General features: G+C 50.8%; 17 protein-coding genes. 7 read left to right on the forward strand and 10 right to left on the reverse strand.

Annotated elements, in window-relative coordinates; all coding sequences use genetic code 11:
- The first annotated feature begins 11 nt into the window (after nucleotides 1–11).
- Nucleotides 12–836 carry a cytidylate kinase family protein gene (locus tag X474_RS08405; RefSeq protein ID WP_044348106.1) on the forward strand — a complete coding sequence of 275 codons (825 nt, stop codon included), beginning with the start codon at nucleotides 12–14 and terminating at the stop codon, nucleotides 834–836.
- 17 nt (nucleotides 837–853) lie between these two features.
- Nucleotides 854–2,806, forward strand: coding sequence for an acetoacetate--CoA ligase (locus X474_RS08410; protein ID WP_044348108.1), 1,953 nt, complete (start codon nucleotides 854–856; stop codon nucleotides 2,804–2,806).
- A 75-nt stretch (nucleotides 2,807–2,881) separates the two neighbouring features.
- Here the strand turns inward: X474_RS08410 and X474_RS08415 are convergent, their stop codons facing one another.
- From X474_RS08415 to X474_RS08430, 4 genes are all read right to left on the reverse strand, one after another.
- On the reverse strand, nucleotides 2,882–3,601 hold the full coding sequence (locus X474_RS08415; RefSeq protein ID WP_044348110.1) for an MIP/aquaporin family protein: 720 nt from the start codon (nucleotides 3,599–3,601) through the stop codon (nucleotides 2,882–2,884).
- Between the two features lie 78 nt (nucleotides 3,602–3,679).
- Nucleotides 3,680–5,212, reverse strand: a complete 1,533-nt coding sequence (locus X474_RS08420; RefSeq protein ID WP_044348112.1) for a DUF2193 domain-containing protein — start codon at nucleotides 5,210–5,212, stop codon at nucleotides 3,680–3,682.
- 1,030 nt (nucleotides 5,213–6,242) lie between these two features.
- Nucleotides 6,243–6,752, reverse strand: coding sequence for a hypothetical protein (locus X474_RS08425; protein ID WP_156360683.1), 510 nt, complete (start codon nucleotides 6,750–6,752; stop codon nucleotides 6,243–6,245).
- Nucleotides 6,753–6,757: 5 nt separating this feature from the next.
- Nucleotides 6,758–7,528 (reverse strand): NifB/NifX family molybdenum-iron cluster-binding protein, encoded by a 771-nt coding sequence (locus tag X474_RS08430; protein WP_052515015.1) that lies wholly within the window; start codon nucleotides 7,526–7,528, stop codon nucleotides 6,758–6,760.
- Between the two features lie 179 nt (nucleotides 7,529–7,707).
- On the opposite strand from X474_RS08430, the gene X474_RS08435 reads away from it, so the two are divergent.
- Nucleotides 7,708–8,301 carry a DJ-1/PfpI family protein gene (locus tag X474_RS08435; protein ID WP_044348115.1) on the forward strand — a complete coding sequence of 198 codons (594 nt, stop codon included), beginning with the start codon at nucleotides 7,708–7,710 and terminating at the stop codon, nucleotides 8,299–8,301.
- Nucleotides 8,302–8,387: 86 nt separating this feature from the next.
- Nucleotides 8,388–8,930, forward strand: a complete 543-nt coding sequence (locus X474_RS08440) for a metal-dependent hydrolase (RefSeq protein ID WP_197282028.1) — start codon at nucleotides 8,388–8,390, stop codon at nucleotides 8,928–8,930.
- 81 nt (nucleotides 8,931–9,011) lie between these two features.
- Here the strand turns inward: X474_RS08440 and X474_RS08445 are convergent, their stop codons facing one another.
- The gene (locus X474_RS08445) at nucleotides 9,012–9,983 is read right to left on the reverse strand and encodes a TAXI family TRAP transporter solute-binding subunit (RefSeq protein WP_052515016.1); all 972 of its coding nucleotides are present in this window, start codon (nucleotides 9,981–9,983) and stop codon (nucleotides 9,012–9,014) included.
- Nucleotides 9,984–10,126: 143 nt separating this feature from the next.
- Nucleotides 10,127–10,891 (reverse strand): IclR family transcriptional regulator, encoded by a 765-nt coding sequence (locus X474_RS08450; RefSeq protein ID WP_044348119.1) that lies wholly within the window; start codon nucleotides 10,889–10,891, stop codon nucleotides 10,127–10,129.
- Nucleotides 10,892–12,401: 1,510 nt separating this feature from the next.
- Here X474_RS08450 and X474_RS08455 point away from each other — a divergent pair.
- From X474_RS08455 to X474_RS08465, 3 genes are all read left to right on the forward strand, one after another.
- A complete protein-coding gene (locus X474_RS08455; RefSeq protein WP_156360684.1) occupies nucleotides 12,402–12,986 on the forward strand; it encodes a hypothetical protein in 585 nt (194 codons plus the stop codon).
- Between the two features lie 315 nt (nucleotides 12,987–13,301).
- Complete coding sequence (locus X474_RS08460) at nucleotides 13,302–13,652, forward strand: hypothetical protein (RefSeq protein ID WP_044348123.1); 351 nt, start codon at nucleotides 13,302–13,304, stop codon at nucleotides 13,650–13,652.
- 315 nt (nucleotides 13,653–13,967) lie between these two features.
- Entirely contained in the window at nucleotides 13,968–15,212 is a 1,245-nt protein-coding gene (locus tag X474_RS08465; protein WP_052515017.1) for an aminotransferase class I/II-fold pyridoxal phosphate-dependent enzyme, read from the forward strand.
- 82 nt (nucleotides 15,213–15,294) lie between these two features.
- Here X474_RS08465 and X474_RS08470 read toward each other — a convergent pair whose 3' ends face one another.
- From X474_RS08470 to X474_RS08485, 4 genes are all read right to left on the reverse strand, one after another.
- A complete protein-coding gene (locus tag X474_RS08470; protein ID WP_044348396.1) occupies nucleotides 15,295–16,209 on the reverse strand; it encodes a formyltransferase in 915 nt (304 codons plus the stop codon).
- 304 nt (nucleotides 16,210–16,513) lie between these two features.
- The gene (locus tag X474_RS08475) at nucleotides 16,514–17,353 is read right to left on the reverse strand and encodes a sugar phosphate isomerase family (protein WP_044348124.1); all 840 of its coding nucleotides are present in this window, start codon (nucleotides 17,351–17,353) and stop codon (nucleotides 16,514–16,516) included.
- 445 nt (nucleotides 17,354–17,798) lie between these two features.
- Nucleotides 17,799–18,422: a LysE family translocator gene (locus X474_RS08480; protein ID WP_052515019.1), complete on the reverse strand. Its 624-nt coding sequence runs from the start codon at nucleotides 18,420–18,422 to the stop codon at nucleotides 17,799–17,801.
- 26 nt (nucleotides 18,423–18,448) lie between these two features.
- Nucleotides 18,449–19,141, reverse strand: coding sequence for a DNA alkylation repair protein (locus X474_RS08485; protein ID WP_044348127.1), 693 nt, complete (start codon nucleotides 19,139–19,141; stop codon nucleotides 18,449–18,451).
- Nucleotides 19,142–19,354 lie beyond the last annotated feature (213 nt).

A 19,354-nucleotide genomic window follows, 5' to 3' on the forward strand; every position in this document is an offset into this window, starting at 1 on the left:
GGGGTTCAAAAATGGGAGTAATTACCATATCAAGGCAAAAAGGCAGCCTGGGAGACGATATAGCCTCCCTGGCCGCGGTTAAACTGGGATACCGGGTGGTGGACGCCAGGGAATACCACCGCCTGGCCCTAAAGTGCGATGAAAAGTTCCAGGGAGCCTGCGCCGCCTTTGAAACCGAAATGTCACTGGGTTTTTTTGAAAGGCTTTTTTTCAAGGAACCCGCCAACGCCAGCCTCTTTGCCTCTCTTAACTGTGAGTTGGCATCCTCGGGCAATGTAATTCTTTTGGGCAGGGGAGCCCAAATTGTATTGAACAATGAACCGGGTGTTTTACACACCCGCATCCTGGCCCCCAAAGACCTGCGCATGAAGCGCATTGCCCAGAAAAAAGGCATTTCCATTGATGAGGCAGCCGAATACTTAAACCATTATGACAAACGAAGAAGGGCATTGGTGGAGAACGTCTTTGCCAAGGACCTCTCTGATTTCAGCCTGTATGACCTGGTTTTGAACACCGCCAACCTTTCAGCAGAATCCTGCGCGCTTTTGATTTGCCAGGCCAAGGAAATGTTGGGGGAAGGCACAAGTCAGCAGGCCTTTAAAGAGCGCATGGCCGGTATGGCGCTGGCCAAGCGAGTGGAGAGCGCGCTTAAAAAACAAATACCCACCTTGCCGCACAGGGACATATCAGTGGAATGGGCGGGCGCGGAAAACCTCATACTCACCGGTATTGTAAGGGGCAAACGCAACAGGGAAATCGCCCTGAAACTGGCCCGGGAGCAACCAGGGGTGGGTTCGGTTACAGATGAACTGAAGACTATTGACTTAAGCTTTTGACAAGGGAGCAACAGGAGATGGCCAAAAAGCTTTGGGAACCGAACGCGCAAAGAATCGAACAGGCAAATCTGACCCCCTTTATCAAAGATGTAAACCAAAAGCAGGGACTTGATCTCAAAGACTTTTTCGATCTCCATCAATGGTCTGTGGATAATATTTCGGATTTCTGGGCAGCTATATGGGAATATGGCGGAGTCATACACTCCGCGCCCTATGACAAGGTGATCGACGTCCCGGAAAAAATGCCCGGCGCCAGGTGGTTTCCCGGCGCACGGCTCAATTTCGCGGAAAACCTGTTAAAGAGAAGAGACGACCACCCGGCCCTGGTGTTTAAACCCGAGCAGGGGCAGACCCGGAGCGTAACCTACCGGGAACTCTATGACCAAGTGGCCCGGCTGGCCGCAACTCTAAAGAAATTGGGGGTGGCGGCCGGTGACCGGGTGGCCGGTTTCCTGCCTAACATGCCCGAGACAGTAGCCGCCATGCTGGCCGCCGCCAGCCTGGGGGCGATCTGGTCTTCGTGCAGCCCTGACTTTGGCTTCCAGGGAGTGATGGACCGTTTCGGCCAGATAGAGCCCAAGGTTCTTTTTTGTGCAGATGGCTACTTTTACAATGGCAAAACCTTTGATTCCCTGGAAAAGGCCTCCCTTATCACCCAAGAAATCAAAAGCATCAAAAAGGTAATCGTAGTCCCCTACACAACAGAGAATCCCAAGGCGGAGCTAATACCCCAGGCCATGTCCTGGGCCGAAGCATTGGGAACAGGCGATACGCCTGAGCTGGAATTTGTACAGCTTCCCTTTGAGCATCCCCTTTATATTCTTTACTCCTCCGGAACCACAGGGGTGCCCAAATGCATGGTTCACGGGGCCGGCAATGTGCTTTTAATGCATATAAAGGAACTGGGCCTGCAGACAGACTTAAAACCCGAAGACCGCATCTTTTATTTCACCACCTGCGGATGGATGATGTGGAACTGGCTGGTGAGCTCCCTGGCCTTTGGGGCCACGTTGCTTTTGTTTGACGGCTCTCCCTTTTATCCGGATCCGGGGGTTTTGTGGCGCTTTGCCCAGGACGAGGGCATGACCATCTTCGGCACCAGCGCCCGTTACCTGGCAGCTGTGGAGAACGCAGGCTACAAACCCGGCAAGGAATGCGACCTGACAGCCTTGAAAGCGGTTCTTTCCACCGGCTCCCCTTTGAGCGAAGAGAGTTTCGAGTTTGTCTACCGGGATATAAAATCCGATTTGTGCCTTTCCTCAATTTCAGGGGGCAGCGATCTGGTAGGCTGTTTCGCGGCGGGCAACCCCATTGGACCGGTTCATGCAGGCCAGCTTCAGGCCAGGTGCCTGGGCATGGCTGTTCAGGCCTGGGACATGAGCGGCAAGCCCTTGATCGGCGAAAAGGGAGAGCTGGTCTGCACCAAGCCCTGGGTCACCATGCCGATCAAATTCTGGAACGATCCGAAAGGCGAAAAATATCAAGCAGCCTATTTCGACGTATTCCCCAATATCTGGCACCACGGCGACTTCATTGAAATAACTCCTGAAAACGGGGTGATCGTCTATGGCCGCTCAGACGCCACCTTAAACCCGGGCGGGGTGCGCATAGGCACAGCCGAAATTTACCGCCAGGTGGAAAACTTGGGAGAGATCGAAGATTCCCTGGTGGTGGGTCAGGAGTGGCAAGGCGACGTGCGGGTGGTCCTGTTCATCAAGCTGAATGAAGGTGCTATCTTAGATGAAGAACTGATCAAGACCATAAAAACCACCATCCGTAAAAACGCCACCCCGCGCCATGTACCGGCCAAGATCATAGCTGTGGACGACATTCCCTACACCATAAGCGGTAAAAAGGTGGAACTGGCCGTTCGCAATGTGATCCATGGCCGGGAGGTGAAAAACAAAGACGCCCTGGCCAATCCCCAGGCCCTTGACCTTTATGACGGCCTTGATGAATTAAGCGACTGATGATTTAAAGCCCCAGGGACGCATAAGCGCCCCGGGGCTTTATTCCAGCCGGTCAAAATGTCAAATCCGCCTAAACTAACCCTCCGGTTTGGCGATAAAGTCATAGACAAAAGCCGCCACAGAGGCCCCCAATACAGGACCCAGACAGTAGACCGCCAGGAACTGCTGCCAGGGGCAGGCTCCGCCTAAAAGGGAGTTGCCTACATAAGGACCAAAGGTTCGGGCAGGATTTATGGATGCCCCGGTCAAGGGACCCAGGGTTATGATTATGCCTGCCACGGCCATTCCGATGATCCATCCGGCCCATCCCTTAGGGGCCCTGCCATCAACAGCCACGCCCATGATGGTGATCATGAGAAAAAAGGTGCCGACAGCTTCCGCCAGGATGCCCATGGGAAGGGTTATGCCTGCCGCTTGATTCACGGTTGTAGCCCCAAGGCCAAATTTAGTGCAGGTGGGCGGACCGGCGCAGGCGATAAAGACCAAGGAAGCCAGCACCGCTCCCACTAACTGAAAAATTATATAAGCCGGAACATCTTTCCAAGGAAACCTGCCCCGCAAAGCCAGGGCAATGGTCACCGCGGGATTGATGTGGGCTCCCGAAATATGGCCGAACACATAAATGGCCATGGCAACCGCTATGCCGAAGGCCAGAGCGATGGCCAAAATGTCGGAGAGCCCGTTCATCCCCATCATGCCCGCCACCACTCCGGCTCCGGGCCCTATCCAAACCAAAATAAAGGTTCCTACTAATTCAGCCAAATACTTCTGCATTGCCGAAGGTTCGCTACTCATATTCTTATAACCTTTTCGCAGATGACCCTTGAAGCGAAAGCCTGATTACGGCTCCCGCCTCAAAGGTCACGAATCTGGTTAAATGGCAACATCAAATTGACAATAGCCCTTGGCGCCGGCTCCTTCACCGGTGACCATCGGCGAGTTGCGCTTGATCAGGGTTGTCGCCGCGCAGTCCTTGCAGCCTCTCACCGGAGAACCGGGTTGTCCGGGGGTCAAGGCAATGATGTTGGTCATCAAGGTGGCCGTGGCCACCTCGGGTGTGAGATAACAGGGGAAGTCCGACAGGCTCATCAAGGCGGCAAAGCGCTGAGTGATGGCACAGGCGGGATAAGTATAGCGCTGAGGATTTGCGATCACCTCGTGGTTGTCCACGGGATCAAGATCAACCAAAATTCCGTTTATCTTGCGGCCATTGCCGATAGGGCTGATATCCAAGATACGTTCACCACGCTTCATGATATCTATGAAGTCCGCGTTGTGCAGTTCATCCGCCTCCCCCCTTTTGGGGTTCATAGCCGCGTAGTTGCTGAAGCGCTTACTCAAAAGGTCTATCACCATGGGCACGGTGAAGCTGTCTTTCCAGAGGATATAGGCCGCTGCACAGGCAGGCGCGCCGGTGGCCACGGAAAGGACTTCAAAGGGGCTCTTAAACGCATTTTCAATGAGCCCTCTTTTGAGAGTATTTTCAAAGACGCCCATAACCGCCTCATAAACGGCAAAGACCATATCGTCCTTGAACATATTGTAGGCGGACTGGGCAATGTGGTGGCCAATGTCGCCCACGCAATAAGCGGGCACCGTCACGATGTTGGCCGGATGCACGCCGGCCTTTAAAGCCGCCTGTACATAGGGACGCATTTTTTCCTTGTACTGAGCCATGTACTTGCGGGTGTCGAAAGATGAATGCGGGCCGTGACCACCTAAGTTGTGACTGTCCATAAGTTCGGCCTGAGCCTCAACCGGTTCGCTGTAGATCCGCATGAACTGGGCAACCTCCGCCTCCTCAGCCTCGGCGGCGGTCTTTCCGGCTTCCAAAGCGGCCCGGAAAGCTCCCCCCAGGCCATAGGAAGTATTCATGCCCCAGGATTTGGCAGAGACAATGGTGTGCTTGTGTTCCTTGGGGATCTCAAGACCAGCCAGAATTCGATTAACCAGATTGGGCACCGATCCACAGGAATAGGCAAAGTCCACCACGCAGGTCAGGCCATACATACCTCCGTAACGCCTCACGGCTTCGCGACCTATCAGGCTCTTGTTTTCCGAAACAGCGCCAATGAATTTACCCATGGAATCTTTAAAATCGGGGTCCTCTTCGTAGAGGATCTCTAATATCGGCGGGGTCTGATAGTGTTCCACAAAGGGATCATCTTCGGGACGGATGGTTTCGCACAATCCCAACAAAACCTCATAATGCGCAATAACCGATTGAACATGAAGATCAATAACTTCCGAAGACTGTCCTTCGGCGGGCCTCATTTGGTTGACCGCATCCACATAAGGTTTACAGTCAACCAATTTAAAATCTGCTCCACGTTTTTCCTTAATAACAGAATAAACCGACTTAGTTGCCCCAATGGTTTCATTGATTATTTTTTCATAAATTGCCATTTTAATCAGCCTTTCTCTTGAGTGTTAAACAACAAAGCAAGAAGACCGTCACTTTTACTTTATTTAAGGCAAAGTGAACCTGTTTTATGATTTAACTTAAGAGCGCACCTCTCCTTAAACTAGGAGCAAGCGCCCCAAAGCAGAGTCATAATACGATTAAACTCAGATATATTTCTGTTTAATTAATTAAAATTTTGATCATTTGTTATTTAGCCCCCCAAAAAACAAAGGAAATTAATCATCCTCAAAAGGAAACGGCAGGATTAACTTCTTGGAATTCAATGACAAAGGTGGATATAGGCGGCGCAAAGCCTCAAATCTTATTTCATACAACAAACTATTTTTGCCACATGAATCAGAAATAAAGGCTCTATTTGTCCCAAAAAAGACCAAGTCAGCCTCGTTTCAGGCAGCTTGGCTAATCACAAAAAAGCCAAGCCTATTACCTGTTTAACATTTTGGTATTAATATAAAAGCCAAAATGAAAACTCAGCAGGCAGCTTGGCCGATTAAACGCGGAAATCTAAATCAACCTCACTATCCCTTCCGCCGGGTAGCCCACAAGGACTCTTTGTAAAAACAGCCTAAAATAGAGTTACAATCATAGTCAAGACTCTTTTTAAAAATTTTTAATTTAGAACATATTGGTCACCTAGATGAGATATAATTTCTCCATACCTTATCCATTCACTTTCAAATTAATTTATAAAATTTGCAGCCTTGGGACATTCACCTAATACCTCTACATCTTTTAGGAATTAAAAAAACAAACACTCATGCGCTTCATGCCCCATTTTTTGCAGTATTAAAACAAGACAAACCCAAAAAGGCTGGGTTTTATCAAGAACCAAACAGGACGGAGCGAGTAAACAGGCATGGCTGAGAAAAATAGTATTAACGATAATAGTTTTTATAATTAATAAATAATGAATGCGTAATGGCGGCAAAAATCACTAAAAAATAAAACCTGTCATGACCGACAGGTTTTTAACCGGCAACCGGTCCCTTTTGGGCGTGGCTCCGGGATTTACTATTCAGCTGCCTTTTCCTTGCCGGGGTTGGTCATGATCCCCACCCCCCAACCCATTACAAGTGAGCTTATAAGAGTCAAAACCGTTAGCAGCAGACTGAACATCCAGCCAAAATAAGAAATCATCACAGGCAGGAGTATGGGCTTTACAGCCCGAGCCCCCAAAAACGTGGCCAGATTGGCCTGACTGCCGCCCTTTTCCTTTATCCCCTTTAGTAAAGGGAACCAGGCCATTATGGGGCCCATGGAGATAACGCCGCCCAGGATAGACAAGACCGGCCCCTTATATCCTGCTCCACGGCCCACAAGCCCGGCCACCTTTTCAGACCGCACCAACTTATTCATAAACGTCATGATCACAAAGACCAGGCAAAGCGGCCCTATCACAGTCTTGAGCATTTGCAGAGAAGACTTGCACACACCCAGCCCTTTAGCCGGGTCCCAGATCCAAAGCACGCCGTAGGCGAGGCAGACCAGCAAGGGAAAAACCATCTTCCTTAGAAAAGTCATCGTCTTCACATACTCCAGGGCCAGGCAAGGTGCAAGGCCCCCATGCACCAGGCAATGGCCAGGGAAAGAAAAAAACCCAGGCTGTTTCTAAGCAGGGCGAACTTAAGGCCCATGGCCTTTATCTCCAAGGGAAGCTGCACCACCCCCACATTAACCCAGGTTGCCATCAGGGCGGTCACTCCCACCAGGCTGACATTTTGGCGCAACATTTGATCTGCAATCACATAACTGTTCAGGGGTTGGCCTGTTACCACGGATCCTGCCACGGCCCCCCAAATTCCGTCGGTTAGGGGGGGGCCCTTAAACAAGAATTCCAAGGCCTGTGGAGTCACTATCTCGCGCAACATGCCCATCAGTAAAACTATTCCAACAAATACCGGCAACATGCCCGACAACTGGCGACCGGTCATGGCAAGAGCCCCGGCCCAGGTCACTTCCTTTTGTTCCGGCGCATCCTGAACAGGCCCTCGCCCTGCCCCGGTGAAAGCCTCTTCCACAGTGCCTCTGAAACCATTCACCACCTTTATATCCAATTGGGTCAGGCTTTTCTCCACCCAGGGGGGGCAAAAACCGGTTACCAATACCTGGGGTTTGAGCCGGGCCAATTCTTCCAGGGATTTGACCACAGCTCCCTGCCCCGCTCCCCTGGCCGGATTTTTATGGGCCTCAACTTCTCCAGGCTGCCGGCTTCTAAAGACAAAGAAACGGGCTTCCCCCAGTTTGGAAGCCACTGGGCTTTTCAGCGTAGGCCCTTCCGCAGCCACCACAATTTTCATATCTCCTCCCTGAACAGGAACCGACATCAACTTTTGATCTATATAATTAAGACTACACCAGCCGGGTGGACGGCAGAAATAAAGCTTTTCCCATCACACCGGGAAAAGAAATTCCGACCACTTGACCAACCAGCTCAAAACGATTTATGGCTGATTCAAACTTTTTTTTGGAGGCTCGGATGGAGCGATTGGTAAGCATTTTATTGTTTGAAGGTATTGAACTCTTGGATTTCAGCGGACCTTTTGAAGTATTCAGCGCCTGCAACAAAAGCCGGGGAAAAGAGCTGTTTTCCATAAACACCGTGGCTGACTCAAAACTCCCCCTCAAAACAGCCAACGGCCTCAAGGTCATGGCGGACTTTGATTTTTTAGATTGCCCCCAACCGGATATCCTGGTGGTGCCGGGCGGGCAAGGAGCCAGGAAAGCCATGCAGCACAGCGCCACCCTGGACTTTGTGGCGAGCACCACAGAAAAGGCGGAGTTCTGCCTCAGTATATGCACGGGAGCCCTGATCCTGGCCTGTGCCGGTCTTTTGGAAAACCAAAAGGCAACCACCTTTCATGGCGCCTTTGACCTCCTGGCCTCTGTGGCCCCCCGCACCAGGCTCCTGCCCGGCGTCCGTTTTGTAGATAACGGACGTATCATAACCTCTGCCGGAATCGCAGCCGGGATGGACGCAACCCTTTATCTGATCGGAAAAATCCTGGATCACAAAGCGGCCCGTGAAGCCGCGGAATACATGGAATATCCCTGGCAGCCCCAAAGGCCATGATTGGATCCGGACCAAGCCCCATGATATGATCAGCAAGTAATGAAATTAATTTGGCATATACTTTAACTCCACAAGAAAGCCAGAACGTGACTCCACTTGGACATGCATCAACCACCTATCTGGCGGCAAGGGCCCTGCCTTTTTTGTCTGTGCACGCGCTCCTTTTAGGAGGTGTGTTGCCGGATATTGATTTTATTTTTTTCCCTTTTCCCTTTTTCAACCAAATTCACAGGGTTGCCACCCACAATGTTTTTTTCATAACCTTGGTGGCCGGCATCGGCGCCCTTTGGGTAAAGGAAAACAAGGCCAAAATATTTTTCAGCCTGCTTATAGGCGGCGCCTTGCATCTGTTTATAGATTCCATAAAAGACGACAACCCCACCAACGGCCTGGGAGTGGCGATATTCTGGCCTGTCTCGGATATGATGTTTTGTCCCTTTAATCTGGCCACACCAGACCCCACTAATCAGGGCTGGTCCAACCCCAGATTGGATATGGCCAAGTTTGTGGAGATTATCTGCTATGAGGGAGTCTTCTGGCTCACAGCCCTGGTGGTCCTGGTGAACACCCATATCAAAAGAAATAAGCGGAAATATTTCCCCGGCCGTGGGGAACGAATCCGATCTTAAAAGCCTTCGCGGCTCCACACCGAAAAACCGGCCAGGGGAAGCCCTGGCCGGTTTTTCATCTTTTCAGATAACTGACACCCGCTATTTCAGCAGTTTTTCGGGAATCTTGAGTCCCTTTTCCCGGTAGTATTTCACTGCACCGGGATGCAGGGGGATATTTAAACTTTTCACTGCGTCGGCCAGTGTGGTGTATCTTTTCACCGCCGGATGGGTGCTCACCCATTCGTCTGCGTTTTCCCAAAGTCCTTTAAGCATAGCATAGACCTGGGCCTCACTCAAATTGGCCTTGGTGCTGGTATACATCACTATTCGGCTGGTGGGGGTGGGGACTGCGGCGTTTATGTTTTTATAGGTTCCCGCAGGCACATCTCTTTTGGTGAAATAGGGGAATTTCTCGTAAAACCCCTGATCCGCCACCGGGATCATCTTGGTCTTGAAAGAGGAGGTCAAGTCCATCAGGGCGGCGCTTTTCAGGGGATGGGTCACGATAAAGGCATCCAAGGTGCCGTCTTTCAAGGCGGCCACCATCTCGGTATTGGACATAAACTCCGGCTTGATGGATTTGTAATCCAAACCAAAATAGCCCAGGATCTTGGCGGCGGTGCGCTCTCCGCCACTGCCCGGCGCTCCCACACCGACCCTTTTGCCCTTGAGGTCCTTGACGCTCTTTACCGGGCTGTCCAAAGGGGCAAAAATCTGGGCCCAGGAAATGAGAGTGCCAAAAAGGGAGCGCAGGGAATTCACAGCCCTGCCTTCATATTTCCCTTTGCCTGAATAGGCCAGAAAAGAAACCTCGTTCTGACTGATGGCCCAGTCCACATCTCCTGCGGCAAGGTTTCTGATATTCTCCAGGCTGGCGCTGGAAGCCTCGGCCGAGGCCTTGAACCCGGGAACATGGCGGTTTATGGTCTCAGCCATGGCCACGCCCATGGGGTAAAGGGCGCCTGCGGTGCCTGCGGTGCCGATGCTTATCCTTTTTTCAGCGGCCAGGGCAGTTGCGGAAAACACGGTAAGGATCAAAAGGCCCGTTAAAAGGGCTATTTTTCTTTGCATGAGTCCTACTCCTTAACCAGTAAATATTTTTCCTTTTCACCTGAGGCGTTTTATTTCCAAAGGACTTTGGATTCCATATTCACTTGCCTGGAACTGGGTCAGACCATTGTCCCTTATCTTCCCGCTCCGGAGCAGAACTTGCCCTATCCCTGATGGCCGCTGGCCCTGGAAAGGGTCTCGGCTGTCTTAAGCAACATGGGGACATGCTTATTCAGCAAATCCGTCCTGCTACAGGTCCGGCTGAACTCGGCAATATTGATAGCTGCCTGGACCTTGCCTGCCGCGTTAAAGACAGGGGCTCCCACAGCCCTCAGCCCTTGAACCAGCTCCTCGTCATTTATGGCATAGCCTCTTTCCCGCACCAATTCCAATTCCTGGCGCAGCTTGGCGCCGTCTTCCCCGATCTGGGTTATGGCCAGGGGATCCAGCAAAAGATTCTCTATCATCAAATCCAGCTCGTCCGGTTCCAAAAAGGCCAGGATAGCCCTGCCGATGGAGGTGGAATGGGCCGCGAGACGGCTGCCGATGGTAAGGTCTATATTGACAATGCGGCGCTTTTTCACCCTTTCAATATAGACAACCTCCATACCGTCTAAGATTCCCAGATTGGCGTTCTGGTCTGTCTTGCGGGAAAGTTCTTCCAAATAAGGCAGCGCCTTTTCCCTAAGATCCAGGCTGGACATCACTGCAAATCCCAGGGACATAACCTTGGGCCCCAGGTAATACTCAGTTGAAACCGGATCATAGCGCACATAATTAAGGGACATCAGAGTCCTTAGCATGCGGTAGGCGGTGGCCTTGGGCAAACCGGTGCGATGAACCAAATCTTGCAGCTTGAGCCTGGGATGGGAAACGGAAAAAGATTCCAGAAGGCTCAAACCCTTTTTAAGCGACTCAACTACTTTCATATATTCCACTCCGGGAAACGGAATCTCACTTAGTGACCTATAACACTAGACTCTTCAGCCCCAATTTTGTCAACCTAAAACAACAGATTTAAGACCCGACCAATCCGCCAGGCAGAGCATTGTGAACATACCTTTACCTGGCAGAGTTGCAAGGCAGCCTTTTGCCGAATCAAAAAAGTGCAAGGTGCATCTCACCGCGCTTTGGCCGCCAATCATCACAACTAAACAAGCACTGTCTTTCAGTCATCGGTCCAGAGGATTATTACGCCAATTAAAGGCAAATTTAACCCATCGGCGTTCTTATAGCATTAAAATCCGGGGTTATGCAATAAAGGTCATGGCTTTTAAGGTTTTTTATTTTTTTAGACTCTGAAAACCTCTGCGGGACAAAAAAAATGAGATGCCCGGCCATTGAACAGCCCCCTCAAATCCCTGGCGCAAAATTATCGGTATTCCAATTTTTTCAAGCAGATAATCAACCAACGCTTGAAGGTAAATTATTTTTTGCTGACTTAAAGCAAGCAAGGATTAATCTTAGATTTTAAACATCTAAGCACAAATATTTCACCTTCTCGGCGGCTTTGGGTCTGACAAATATTTTTGTAAAGATTACAGCCAATTTCAGATTCGTTACTCCCATCTAAATTGCCCTAACACTAAAGAGTCACAAAATTATATTATTATCTCAATAGGTTAAATCATGATCATCGTTTCTTATCAAATCCGAAAAACAATCATCCGCCCCCAAACGGGAGGATGTAACCGATACTCCCACACGGTAAAGGTAAAAATTATATTAACAATATAAATAGTTGAAATTAGTTTTTACCGGTCCGCAATTCACATAGCCTCAAGCGGTCCTTGAGCACACTCCTATAAAACCGCTGCTATTAAGGCGCACCGGATTAATACCCCAAATGACGGCCCACCGGAATTGCGAGTGATTTAGGGCATCATGCTTTGACGCATTGTGGATCGCTCTCAGATCAACAGAATGGAGGATTCCGGCCGGAAAGGCATGATCACGGTTCGGATCGAGCTCACAGGGTTGTCAAATGTCGCAACCCAAAACCAAAAATATCGCCCTATGCAAGCTCAAAACCTCCCATGCCGAGCCGGATAGTCAGACGGCCCGCTTACCAATCCTCGCGACACGTCCGGCTTTCGACCCGCCATTGAGGGACCCTTGACAGGCGGGTAAATAGCATATTAAGTCTATAATGCTAGCATACAATATGGATCATACATGCTAAAGCACCGAAACTGAGCGAAACAGAAAAAAACTCTTGAGATTGGACTTTCCTTAAGGTCTACCGCTTTAAATCATTAACGGACCAAACTGCCCCTGCCCCCGGTCCCGGTTGAATGAATTATGCGCTCTCATGGTTTCGGAAAAAATGCGTCCTTTGTTTTATTACCCCTTATATTGCTCCTTAGCCTGCCCCTTTTCTCCTCATCAATTCAGGCCGCAGACCAGACCAACCCATCCGGCACTAACTTGGTGGGCAGTATGACCGGCACCGCAGACGACGACAACTATGCCAACCACGGCGAGGTGACCGCAATGGTTGACATGAGCCAGGACGGCAACGACACCTTCACCAACTCCGGAACAGTGGATGGTGAGGTCAAAATGCCCGGCAAGGGCGGCAACACATTAACCAACCAGGACGGCGGTTTGTTGGAGAGCCTCGTAACAGTCAGTGTCAACAACGCAAACGGAAACAACAGTGCGGGCAATACCGTCACTAACGCCGGGACAATAAACACCAGTGTTTATATCAGCCATAACACGGGCGGCAACAGAAACGGCGGATCAAACACACAGAACAACACCGGCACAATAACAGGCGGCACCTTTGGCTCATGTAACTATGGAGCTTCAAGCACTGGCGGTTCCAACCATATCACCAACTCGGGGACTATGGGCCTTTCAGTATATATAAGTGTTAATCAAGGAATCGGCAGCAGTGGCGGGTCAAACACCCTGGATAACTCGGGCGTGATAGAGAATGAAGATAAGGGCTCCTTGAATTATGGGGAGTCCAGCAGCGGCGGCTCCACCACCATAATCAATTCCGGTAAAATATATTAAAGCGTCTATGGCAGCCATAATTTTGGGGAAAACAGCACAGGGGGAGGCAACCACATCGCCAACTCCGGCACGGTCGGCAACAGTGAAAACCTTATATTTATTGTTGGCTCCGAAAATCAGGGCAAAAACACCAGTTCCAGCAGCAACACCATTATTAACACAGGCAGAGTCGATTCTTGCGGTCGCCTGGGAAGCGGCTGGATTTCCGGATCCGAGAATATTGCTGAAGGCGCCCATAGTGCGGGCGATATTCTAAACAACAGCGGCACTGTAAACGGGAGCATATACGGTGAAGACGTCGACGACACTGTAACCATGCAAACCGGGCCTGACAGCGTGGGCGGGAACATAGATGGCGGCACGGGCAGCGACACCATAGTCTATTCCGGTGGAGCCTGGGCCCAAAACCACGCCAAGGTTGTCAGCTTCGAGGAATTCGTCATAAATGCCACCCACGACCTCGTTCTGGAGGGCGAGTGGCGCATCGATAACAGGATCGCCCAGATAGACGGGGGCAGCCTGACCGTGCAGAACCTGCTCGCCAGCACCGGCGATCCGTATCTTCTCCTCTCTGACACACCTGAAACCCAGCAAACCAAATACCTTATGTCTTTATCTCCGCCCTTCTCCTTTGCTTCCGCCCCATTTTCGCCAAGTGGGCCGTAAAAACCTGATCCGAATCAGTTCATCTTTTCCTGTCCTGGGGTTAATATGCTAAAATTAAACAGATAATTCTAAGACAGCTTCAAAGCTGATGGGGCCTTAGTGGTGTCCTTATCCAGTTTTCAAAGAAACCAATCCCGGCGTAAGCACGACTATAGGGGTATGAGAAATACCATAGCGAGGATATTCTCCATTATGTGCCTTCCGCTTTCGGGGGGGTTGGTTCACCCCTTTCAAATCCACAGATCTTTAAACGCCGAGGCTTTGACTGACAAACAGATTCATGCCCTTTAAAAGGCGACAAGGCAGGTCACGCGAATGAGCAATTCCCGTTTCGAAACCAAGGCCATCCACGGATCTAATCCGCAAAAGTGGAGACAAATACTATATTACGACCACACAGAAAATTCGGGTGCAAAAGGTTCTTCTTCCGAACCGGAGGCAGGCCGGCCCAGACCGGATTATGCGCCACCAGGGCCCCAGCATCCGGAAAACCGATTTTTAAACGAAAGGCTGACTTTATTGGAAAACGGAAGAGGGGCTCTTTTAACCTCTTCGGGCATGGCGGCCATTAACAATGTCTGCCTGACACTTTTACGCACCGGTGACGAGTTCATCGCCTCCAATTCGCTTTTCAGGGCCACTTATCTGCTTTTCGACCATGTATTTGCCAAATACGGACTCAAGGTGCGCCTGGTGGACCCAACTCACTTAAAGGCCATGGAAAAGGCCATTACCCCCAAAACCCGTTTCATCTACCTGGAAAGTATAAGCACCCCCAGGCTGGAGGTGCCGGACATAAAAAAAGCGGCCAGCCTGGCCCATGACCACGACCTTCCCCTGGTGGTGGACAACACCCTGGCCTCACCATATCTCTGCCGCCCCATAGAACTTGGTGCGGATTTGGTGATTAACTTTACAAACGCCTATTTAAGCGGCCATGACCAAGCCTTGGGAGGGGTGGTTATCGATAAAGGCTCCTTTCCTTGGGCTGCGGGAGCACGCTTTCCCGATTTTCAGGATTTTGTGGACCAGTCAGGTAAGCTGGCATTTCTGGCCAAAATGCAGCGCGAGCAACATCTTAACACTGGATCAGCCCAATCCTTCTGGCACGCCCGGCTGACCTCCCTTGGGTTGGAGACCTTGAACCTGCGCATGGAACGCCACCTTTCAAACGCCGTCAAACTAGCCGGCCACCTGACAAAATCCCCCAAGGTGCACTGGGTGAACTACCCCGGTCTTCCCCAAAATCCTTATCATAAGGCAGCCAAGGAGACATTCGGCGGCAGGGGCTATGGCGCACTGCTTTCCATTGGCCTGAAAGACGCAAAATCCTGCGAAAGCTTTCTCTCCAATTTAAAGATGATAGGTTTTCCGGCCAGCCCCGGCCAAAGCAGCACCCTGGCCACCCATCCCTGGTCCATGGATTACGCGGATTTTGACCCGGAGACCAAGGCGCTTTTAGGGATCAAGCCGGAGATGATAATGATTACCGTAGGCCTGGAAGCTATTGAAGACATCAAACAAGATGTAAGGCAGGCGCTCAAGAAAGTCGCTAAATAGGCCTGAGGGCTATCACTTACTGCCAAAGTCCAAGAGGACTTTGGCAGATGCTCTGATTTACAACTAAAAGGGGAGCCTGAACTCAGAGTTTCAGTCCGGGGGCCAGTTCCAGAATTTGGGACAACTGTTCCCCTCCCATATAGATTTGGCCTTCGGCCTGGCCCACAACAACCTGCAAGGCGTCTTTTCCACAGGCTATGATCAAAGGCGAAGTGCTTAAGACAGTTCCGGCAACAGCCTGTTCATTGCCCGACACCACCTTGGAGCGCCAAACAAACATTTTCTTGCTTCCAAGCAGATAAAAGGCACCGGGATAAGGAATGGTCACGGCCCTGACCAGATCGTGCACTCTCTGGGCAGGCATTTGCCAGTCAATAAGCCCGTCTTTGGGGCCCCTGCCCCCAAAATAAGTGACCTTGGCCTGATCCTGGTGCCTGGGCCTGGCCTTGCCCTCCTTTATCAATGGAAGGGCCCGGTTGAGCATTGTCCCGGCTGCGTGGGCCAATTTGTGGTGCAGATCAAGGGCCGTGTCATCAGGCTCAATCAAAAAGGACTCTTGATCCACAATATCGCCCTGATCGGGCTTTTCGGTCATGTAGTGCAAAGTTGCCCCGGATTGCTTTTCCCCATTCACCAACACCCAATTGACCGGGCAGCGTCCCCGATATGCAGGCAGGTAAGACCCGTGCAGGTTAAGGCAGCCTTGCGGAGGCAGGCCAAGGATCTCGCTTTTGATCATATTCCTGTAATAAAAGGAAAAAATGATATCCGGATCAAGCTCTCTGATCTTTTCCACCCATTCGGGCCGGTTGATATCAAAAGGGGCAAAGACCTTTATTCCCTTTTCCGCGGCTAAAAAGGCCAGGGAATCGAACCAGGTGTTTTCATTGGGATCATCAGCATGGGTAAATACCGCGGGAACTGAATATCCGTTTGCCAGAAGGGCCTTTAAGCCCACGCAACCCACGTTGTGATAGCCAAACAATAATGCGCGCATAATTTTTTACCCAACACCCCTTGCCTAAAAACCGGATCAAGGCAAAGTACAAACCCGATTTTTGTTTTGAACGCGGGCCATGGACCCCCCCTAAACTCTTCGAGTTTGGGGACCCCGAATGAACACCCCTAAACTCTCCGAGTTTGGGGACCCCGAATGGCGGCCCGCCGAATTGCGCGGCTTTCTTAAGACGAGTAATTCGAGCCACTTGGCATAACCGCGTTTTTGCCAAGCGGCCTCTGACAAAGTCCGGGAGGGCTTTGTCAGCAAGCTGGACCGGGCCCCAAGGGGCCCGGTTTGTGATTTAATCTTTCAGCCAGTCAGGCAGGTCTTGTTTTTTAGTGCCTGCAAACTTACAGGCATAGCGACAGTTCTCGCAATCACCTTTGAAACCCGGCAAGGCAGGTTCGCCCTTTATGGATTCCACCAGGCTGATGGCCTTTTTTACATCCTCATCTTCGCCGGTGACAGCCAACACCACAGCACCAGCAGACTCTCCCACTCCGCCCGAGGCCACATGAATCGCATCAACATCGGCCAGGATGTCAAAAGCCTCCAACTCCGTAATCACTATGGCATTGGGGATTATCCACATACCGAAATCAGCGCCCATGGTGTAATCAAAGGTCTTGGCTCCCACTGCCTCGGCTGCTTCTTCCACAGAAGGCACCATTTTTTCAAGGCCCACGGGCACCACGAATTTAAGCCCCTGGGATATGGCTATACCTGCGGTGGCGCCCATGGTGCCGCCGTCAAAACCTCCGATGGCCACGCCCACATTGCCATAGGCGTCCACGGCGTTAGCCCCTTTGATCAAAACCGTCTTGGGGTGAAAATGCTCATTCAAAACCTGGGGAGTTGTCTTGTCCGAGACCTTGCCCTTCTCAAGAATCACCGGCAGAGGATCCCGGCGAGACGCCTCTGTCACGCACATGAGCCGGTGGCTGTTGGTCCCCGCGGTAAACCTCTCCGGCCGGATCTCGGTTTTACCAGCCAGCTCCTGGGCCACATAACCGTTTGTGGTCCCGCCGTTGATTACCACATAGGCCTCTTTCAGGGCATCCTGAACCTCTTCAAGCTGAGCCACGGCCTTTGCAATAAGACGCCTGGATTCAGCCGGAGTCAGGGTAAACACAGCTTTCATGGCTTTCACCTCTCCTTTTGGTTCAAAAAAGCAGCATCAGAACCGGCAGGTTATGATCCTGTCGGCCCGGACCGTCTGTAAAAACTGTAGAGGGGCCTTTAACCGCATCACCTTTAAAAAGATACGCAGTTAACGGCTAAGATACTTAAAGCACTCTTTGCCCCCCTTAGGGACAAAACCTACTCTACCAAAAAACGCCCATTTGAACGAGACCTGAGCTGCATGGTAATTAATTGTCAAGTAATGGAATTTTTTCCAGAATAAGGAAACTGTCACCCAAAGCCCTGTCCGGAAGGCTCTTAGAGAGCCGACCCGAAGTCTGAAACTCATCCAAAAAACCAAGGGTTATCAGGGCCAGAGTAAGATAAGGGCCGGTAAAAACACCGAATTAAAAACCAATACGGTTTCGCTGAACGAAAACAAGCCAAAAAGATTTAGCAAACAGCTAGTTAAAAAAAGCGGAGACAAGCATAACCATTCCGAACCCCATAACCACCAGTCCGGCTATCCGGTTCATCCAAAGCCTGAAGGAAGGGCCCATACCCGCCCCCAAAATTCCCACGCCAAGGCTCAAAAAAAGCCACCACCCGCAGGACCCGATAAAAACACCCGAAATCAGTATGGCGGGATCATGCCAGCCCTGTCCAGCCACCTTTAGCCCCAGGGCGGAGAAGACCGCCGCGAAAAACAAAACCGTCATGGGATTGGTCAGGGTGAGAAAAAAGGTGGAGAGAAAATCGCCGATAAGGCCGCGTTTGGATAAACGTCCGCCGTTTTTGTGGCTATAAGTGGGTTTGGCGCGCAGGGTGCGCAGGCCGATAGCCAAAAGAACCAAACCGCCGATAAGGCGAAATCCTGACTGATGTTCATTTAAAAGGGATTCAACCAACCCCACGCCCAATGCGGCGGCAATGGCAAAACAGGTATCGGCGCATGCCGCCCCAAGGCCGGAAAAAAAACCGCTCAAACGCCCTTTTTCCAAGGTGCGGCTAATGCATAAAGCGCCTATGGGCCCCACCGGTGCGGAAACGGAGATCCCTATAACGAGGCCCTGGGCCAATAAAAACACATTCAAATCCTTCCTGTGGAAATAGATCAGGCCCGGCTACATTTGGCCTGAAGCCTTTTCTGAACTTTCTCGCCTGTCAATTCGCGCAAGGCGTCTGCCGCTATCCAGCGGGCAGGCTTTGAATCAAGGCACCTCAGGCTGAGTGCCAGATCACAGGCAGACTTGTTCAATGCCGGATTTCTCTTACCTATCTGCCTCAACGCCCAGTTAACAGCCTTTTTAACAAAATTTCTCTGATCAGACGCACCCTTTTTCAGCAAGGGAAAAAAATTTAAAAATTTTTGGTCCGGAGCTTTTTTATCATGAACAGCCAAAACAGCCATCATGGTGAAGCCTGCCCTTTTCTCATACTCAGGCTTTCTCTCGGCCCAAAGCGCCGCCTTTTCATAGGCAAAGGGAGTTTTATCAAAGAGGTTTGAACAACACTGGTCGCAGATATCCCAGGAATCAAAGTCCGAGACCCACTCTTCCATCTGTTTATCCGTCACCTGTGACGGATCGTCCACCATGGAGGCCAATATTCTGGCTTCATGAAACCCGGCCAGCCAAAGCTCTTGGGCTATCTCATGATCTGTGCCTATTTCCCTGGCCAGAGCGCGCAGCTTGGGAATTGGAATACCCTTGGTGTTCACGGCTCTTATTCCGTGTCTGGCCTTATGGGCCAGAACCTTGAGATCCGCCGATTCTTCTAATTTATTTAAGATATAATTTATCTGCATTCTTTTATATTCTCTTGGCCCCTAACATACCTCATCCCCCTTGAGCGGGCAAAATACCGCTGCCCAGATATACATAACTCCCGCCGCAGGTCAAGTGGGCTCTACTATTTAAATGTCACTTTCTTGAACCAAACTGTCCGATTCAACAAGCCGATATGCACCTTTCCCTCAAGTAATGTTCAGAATTTTCCTTTGATCTTTTACTCAAAAGGC

Origin of the sequence: Dethiosulfatarculus sandiegensis, assembly GCF_000931935.2 — a bacterium.
Taxonomy (GTDB): domain Bacteria; phylum Desulfobacterota; class Desulfarculia; order Desulfarculales; family Desulfarculaceae; genus Dethiosulfatarculus; species Dethiosulfatarculus sandiegensis.

Excerpts from the sequence above, each read along its gene's own strand:
- X474_RS08430 (WP_052515015.1), bottom strand. The coding sequence starts at position 7,528 with ATGAAAATTGTGGTGGCTGCGGAAGGGCCTACGCTGAAAAGCCCAGTG.
- X474_RS08445 (WP_052515016.1), bottom strand. The coding sequence starts at position 9,983 with ATGCAAAGAAAAATAGCCCTTTTAACGGGCCTTTTGATCCTTACCGTG.
- X474_RS08410 (WP_044348108.1), top strand. The coding sequence starts at position 854 with ATGGCCAAAAAGCTTTGGGAACCGAACGCGCAAAGAATCGAACAGGCA.
- X474_RS08485 (WP_044348127.1), bottom strand. The coding sequence starts at position 19,141 with ATGCAGATAAATTATATCTTAAATAAATTAGAAGAATCGGCGGATCTC.
- X474_RS08470 (WP_044348396.1), bottom strand. The coding sequence starts at position 16,209 with ATGCGCGCATTATTGTTTGGCTATCACAACGTGGGTTGCGTGGGCTTA.
- X474_RS08435 (WP_044348115.1), top strand. The coding sequence starts at position 7,708 with ATGGAGCGATTGGTAAGCATTTTATTGTTTGAAGGTATTGAACTCTTG.
- X474_RS08455 (WP_156360684.1), top strand. The coding sequence starts at position 12,402 with ATGACCGGCACCGCAGACGACGACAACTATGCCAACCACGGCGAGGTG.
- X474_RS08415 (WP_044348110.1), bottom strand. The coding sequence starts at position 3,601 with ATGAGTAGCGAACCTTCGGCAATGCAGAAGTATTTGGCTGAATTAGTA.
- X474_RS08450 (WP_044348119.1), bottom strand. The coding sequence starts at position 10,891 with ATGAAAGTAGTTGAGTCGCTTAAAAAGGGTTTGAGCCTTCTGGAATCT.
- X474_RS08460 (WP_044348123.1), top strand. The coding sequence starts at position 13,302 with ATGCAAACCGGGCCTGACAGCGTGGGCGGGAACATAGATGGCGGCACG.
- X474_RS08420 (WP_044348112.1), bottom strand. The coding sequence starts at position 5,212 with ATGGCAATTTATGAAAAAATAATCAATGAAACCATTGGGGCAACTAAG.
- X474_RS08475 (WP_044348124.1), bottom strand. The coding sequence starts at position 17,353 with ATGAAAGCTGTGTTTACCCTGACTCCGGCTGAATCCAGGCGTCTTATT.
- X474_RS08405 (WP_044348106.1), top strand. The coding sequence starts at position 12 with ATGGGAGTAATTACCATATCAAGGCAAAAAGGCAGCCTGGGAGACGAT.
- X474_RS08425 (WP_156360683.1), bottom strand. The coding sequence starts at position 6,752 with ATGACTTTTCTAAGGAAGATGGTTTTTCCCTTGCTGGTCTGCCTCGCC.
- X474_RS08465 (WP_052515017.1), top strand. The coding sequence starts at position 13,968 with ATGAGCAATTCCCGTTTCGAAACCAAGGCCATCCACGGATCTAATCCG.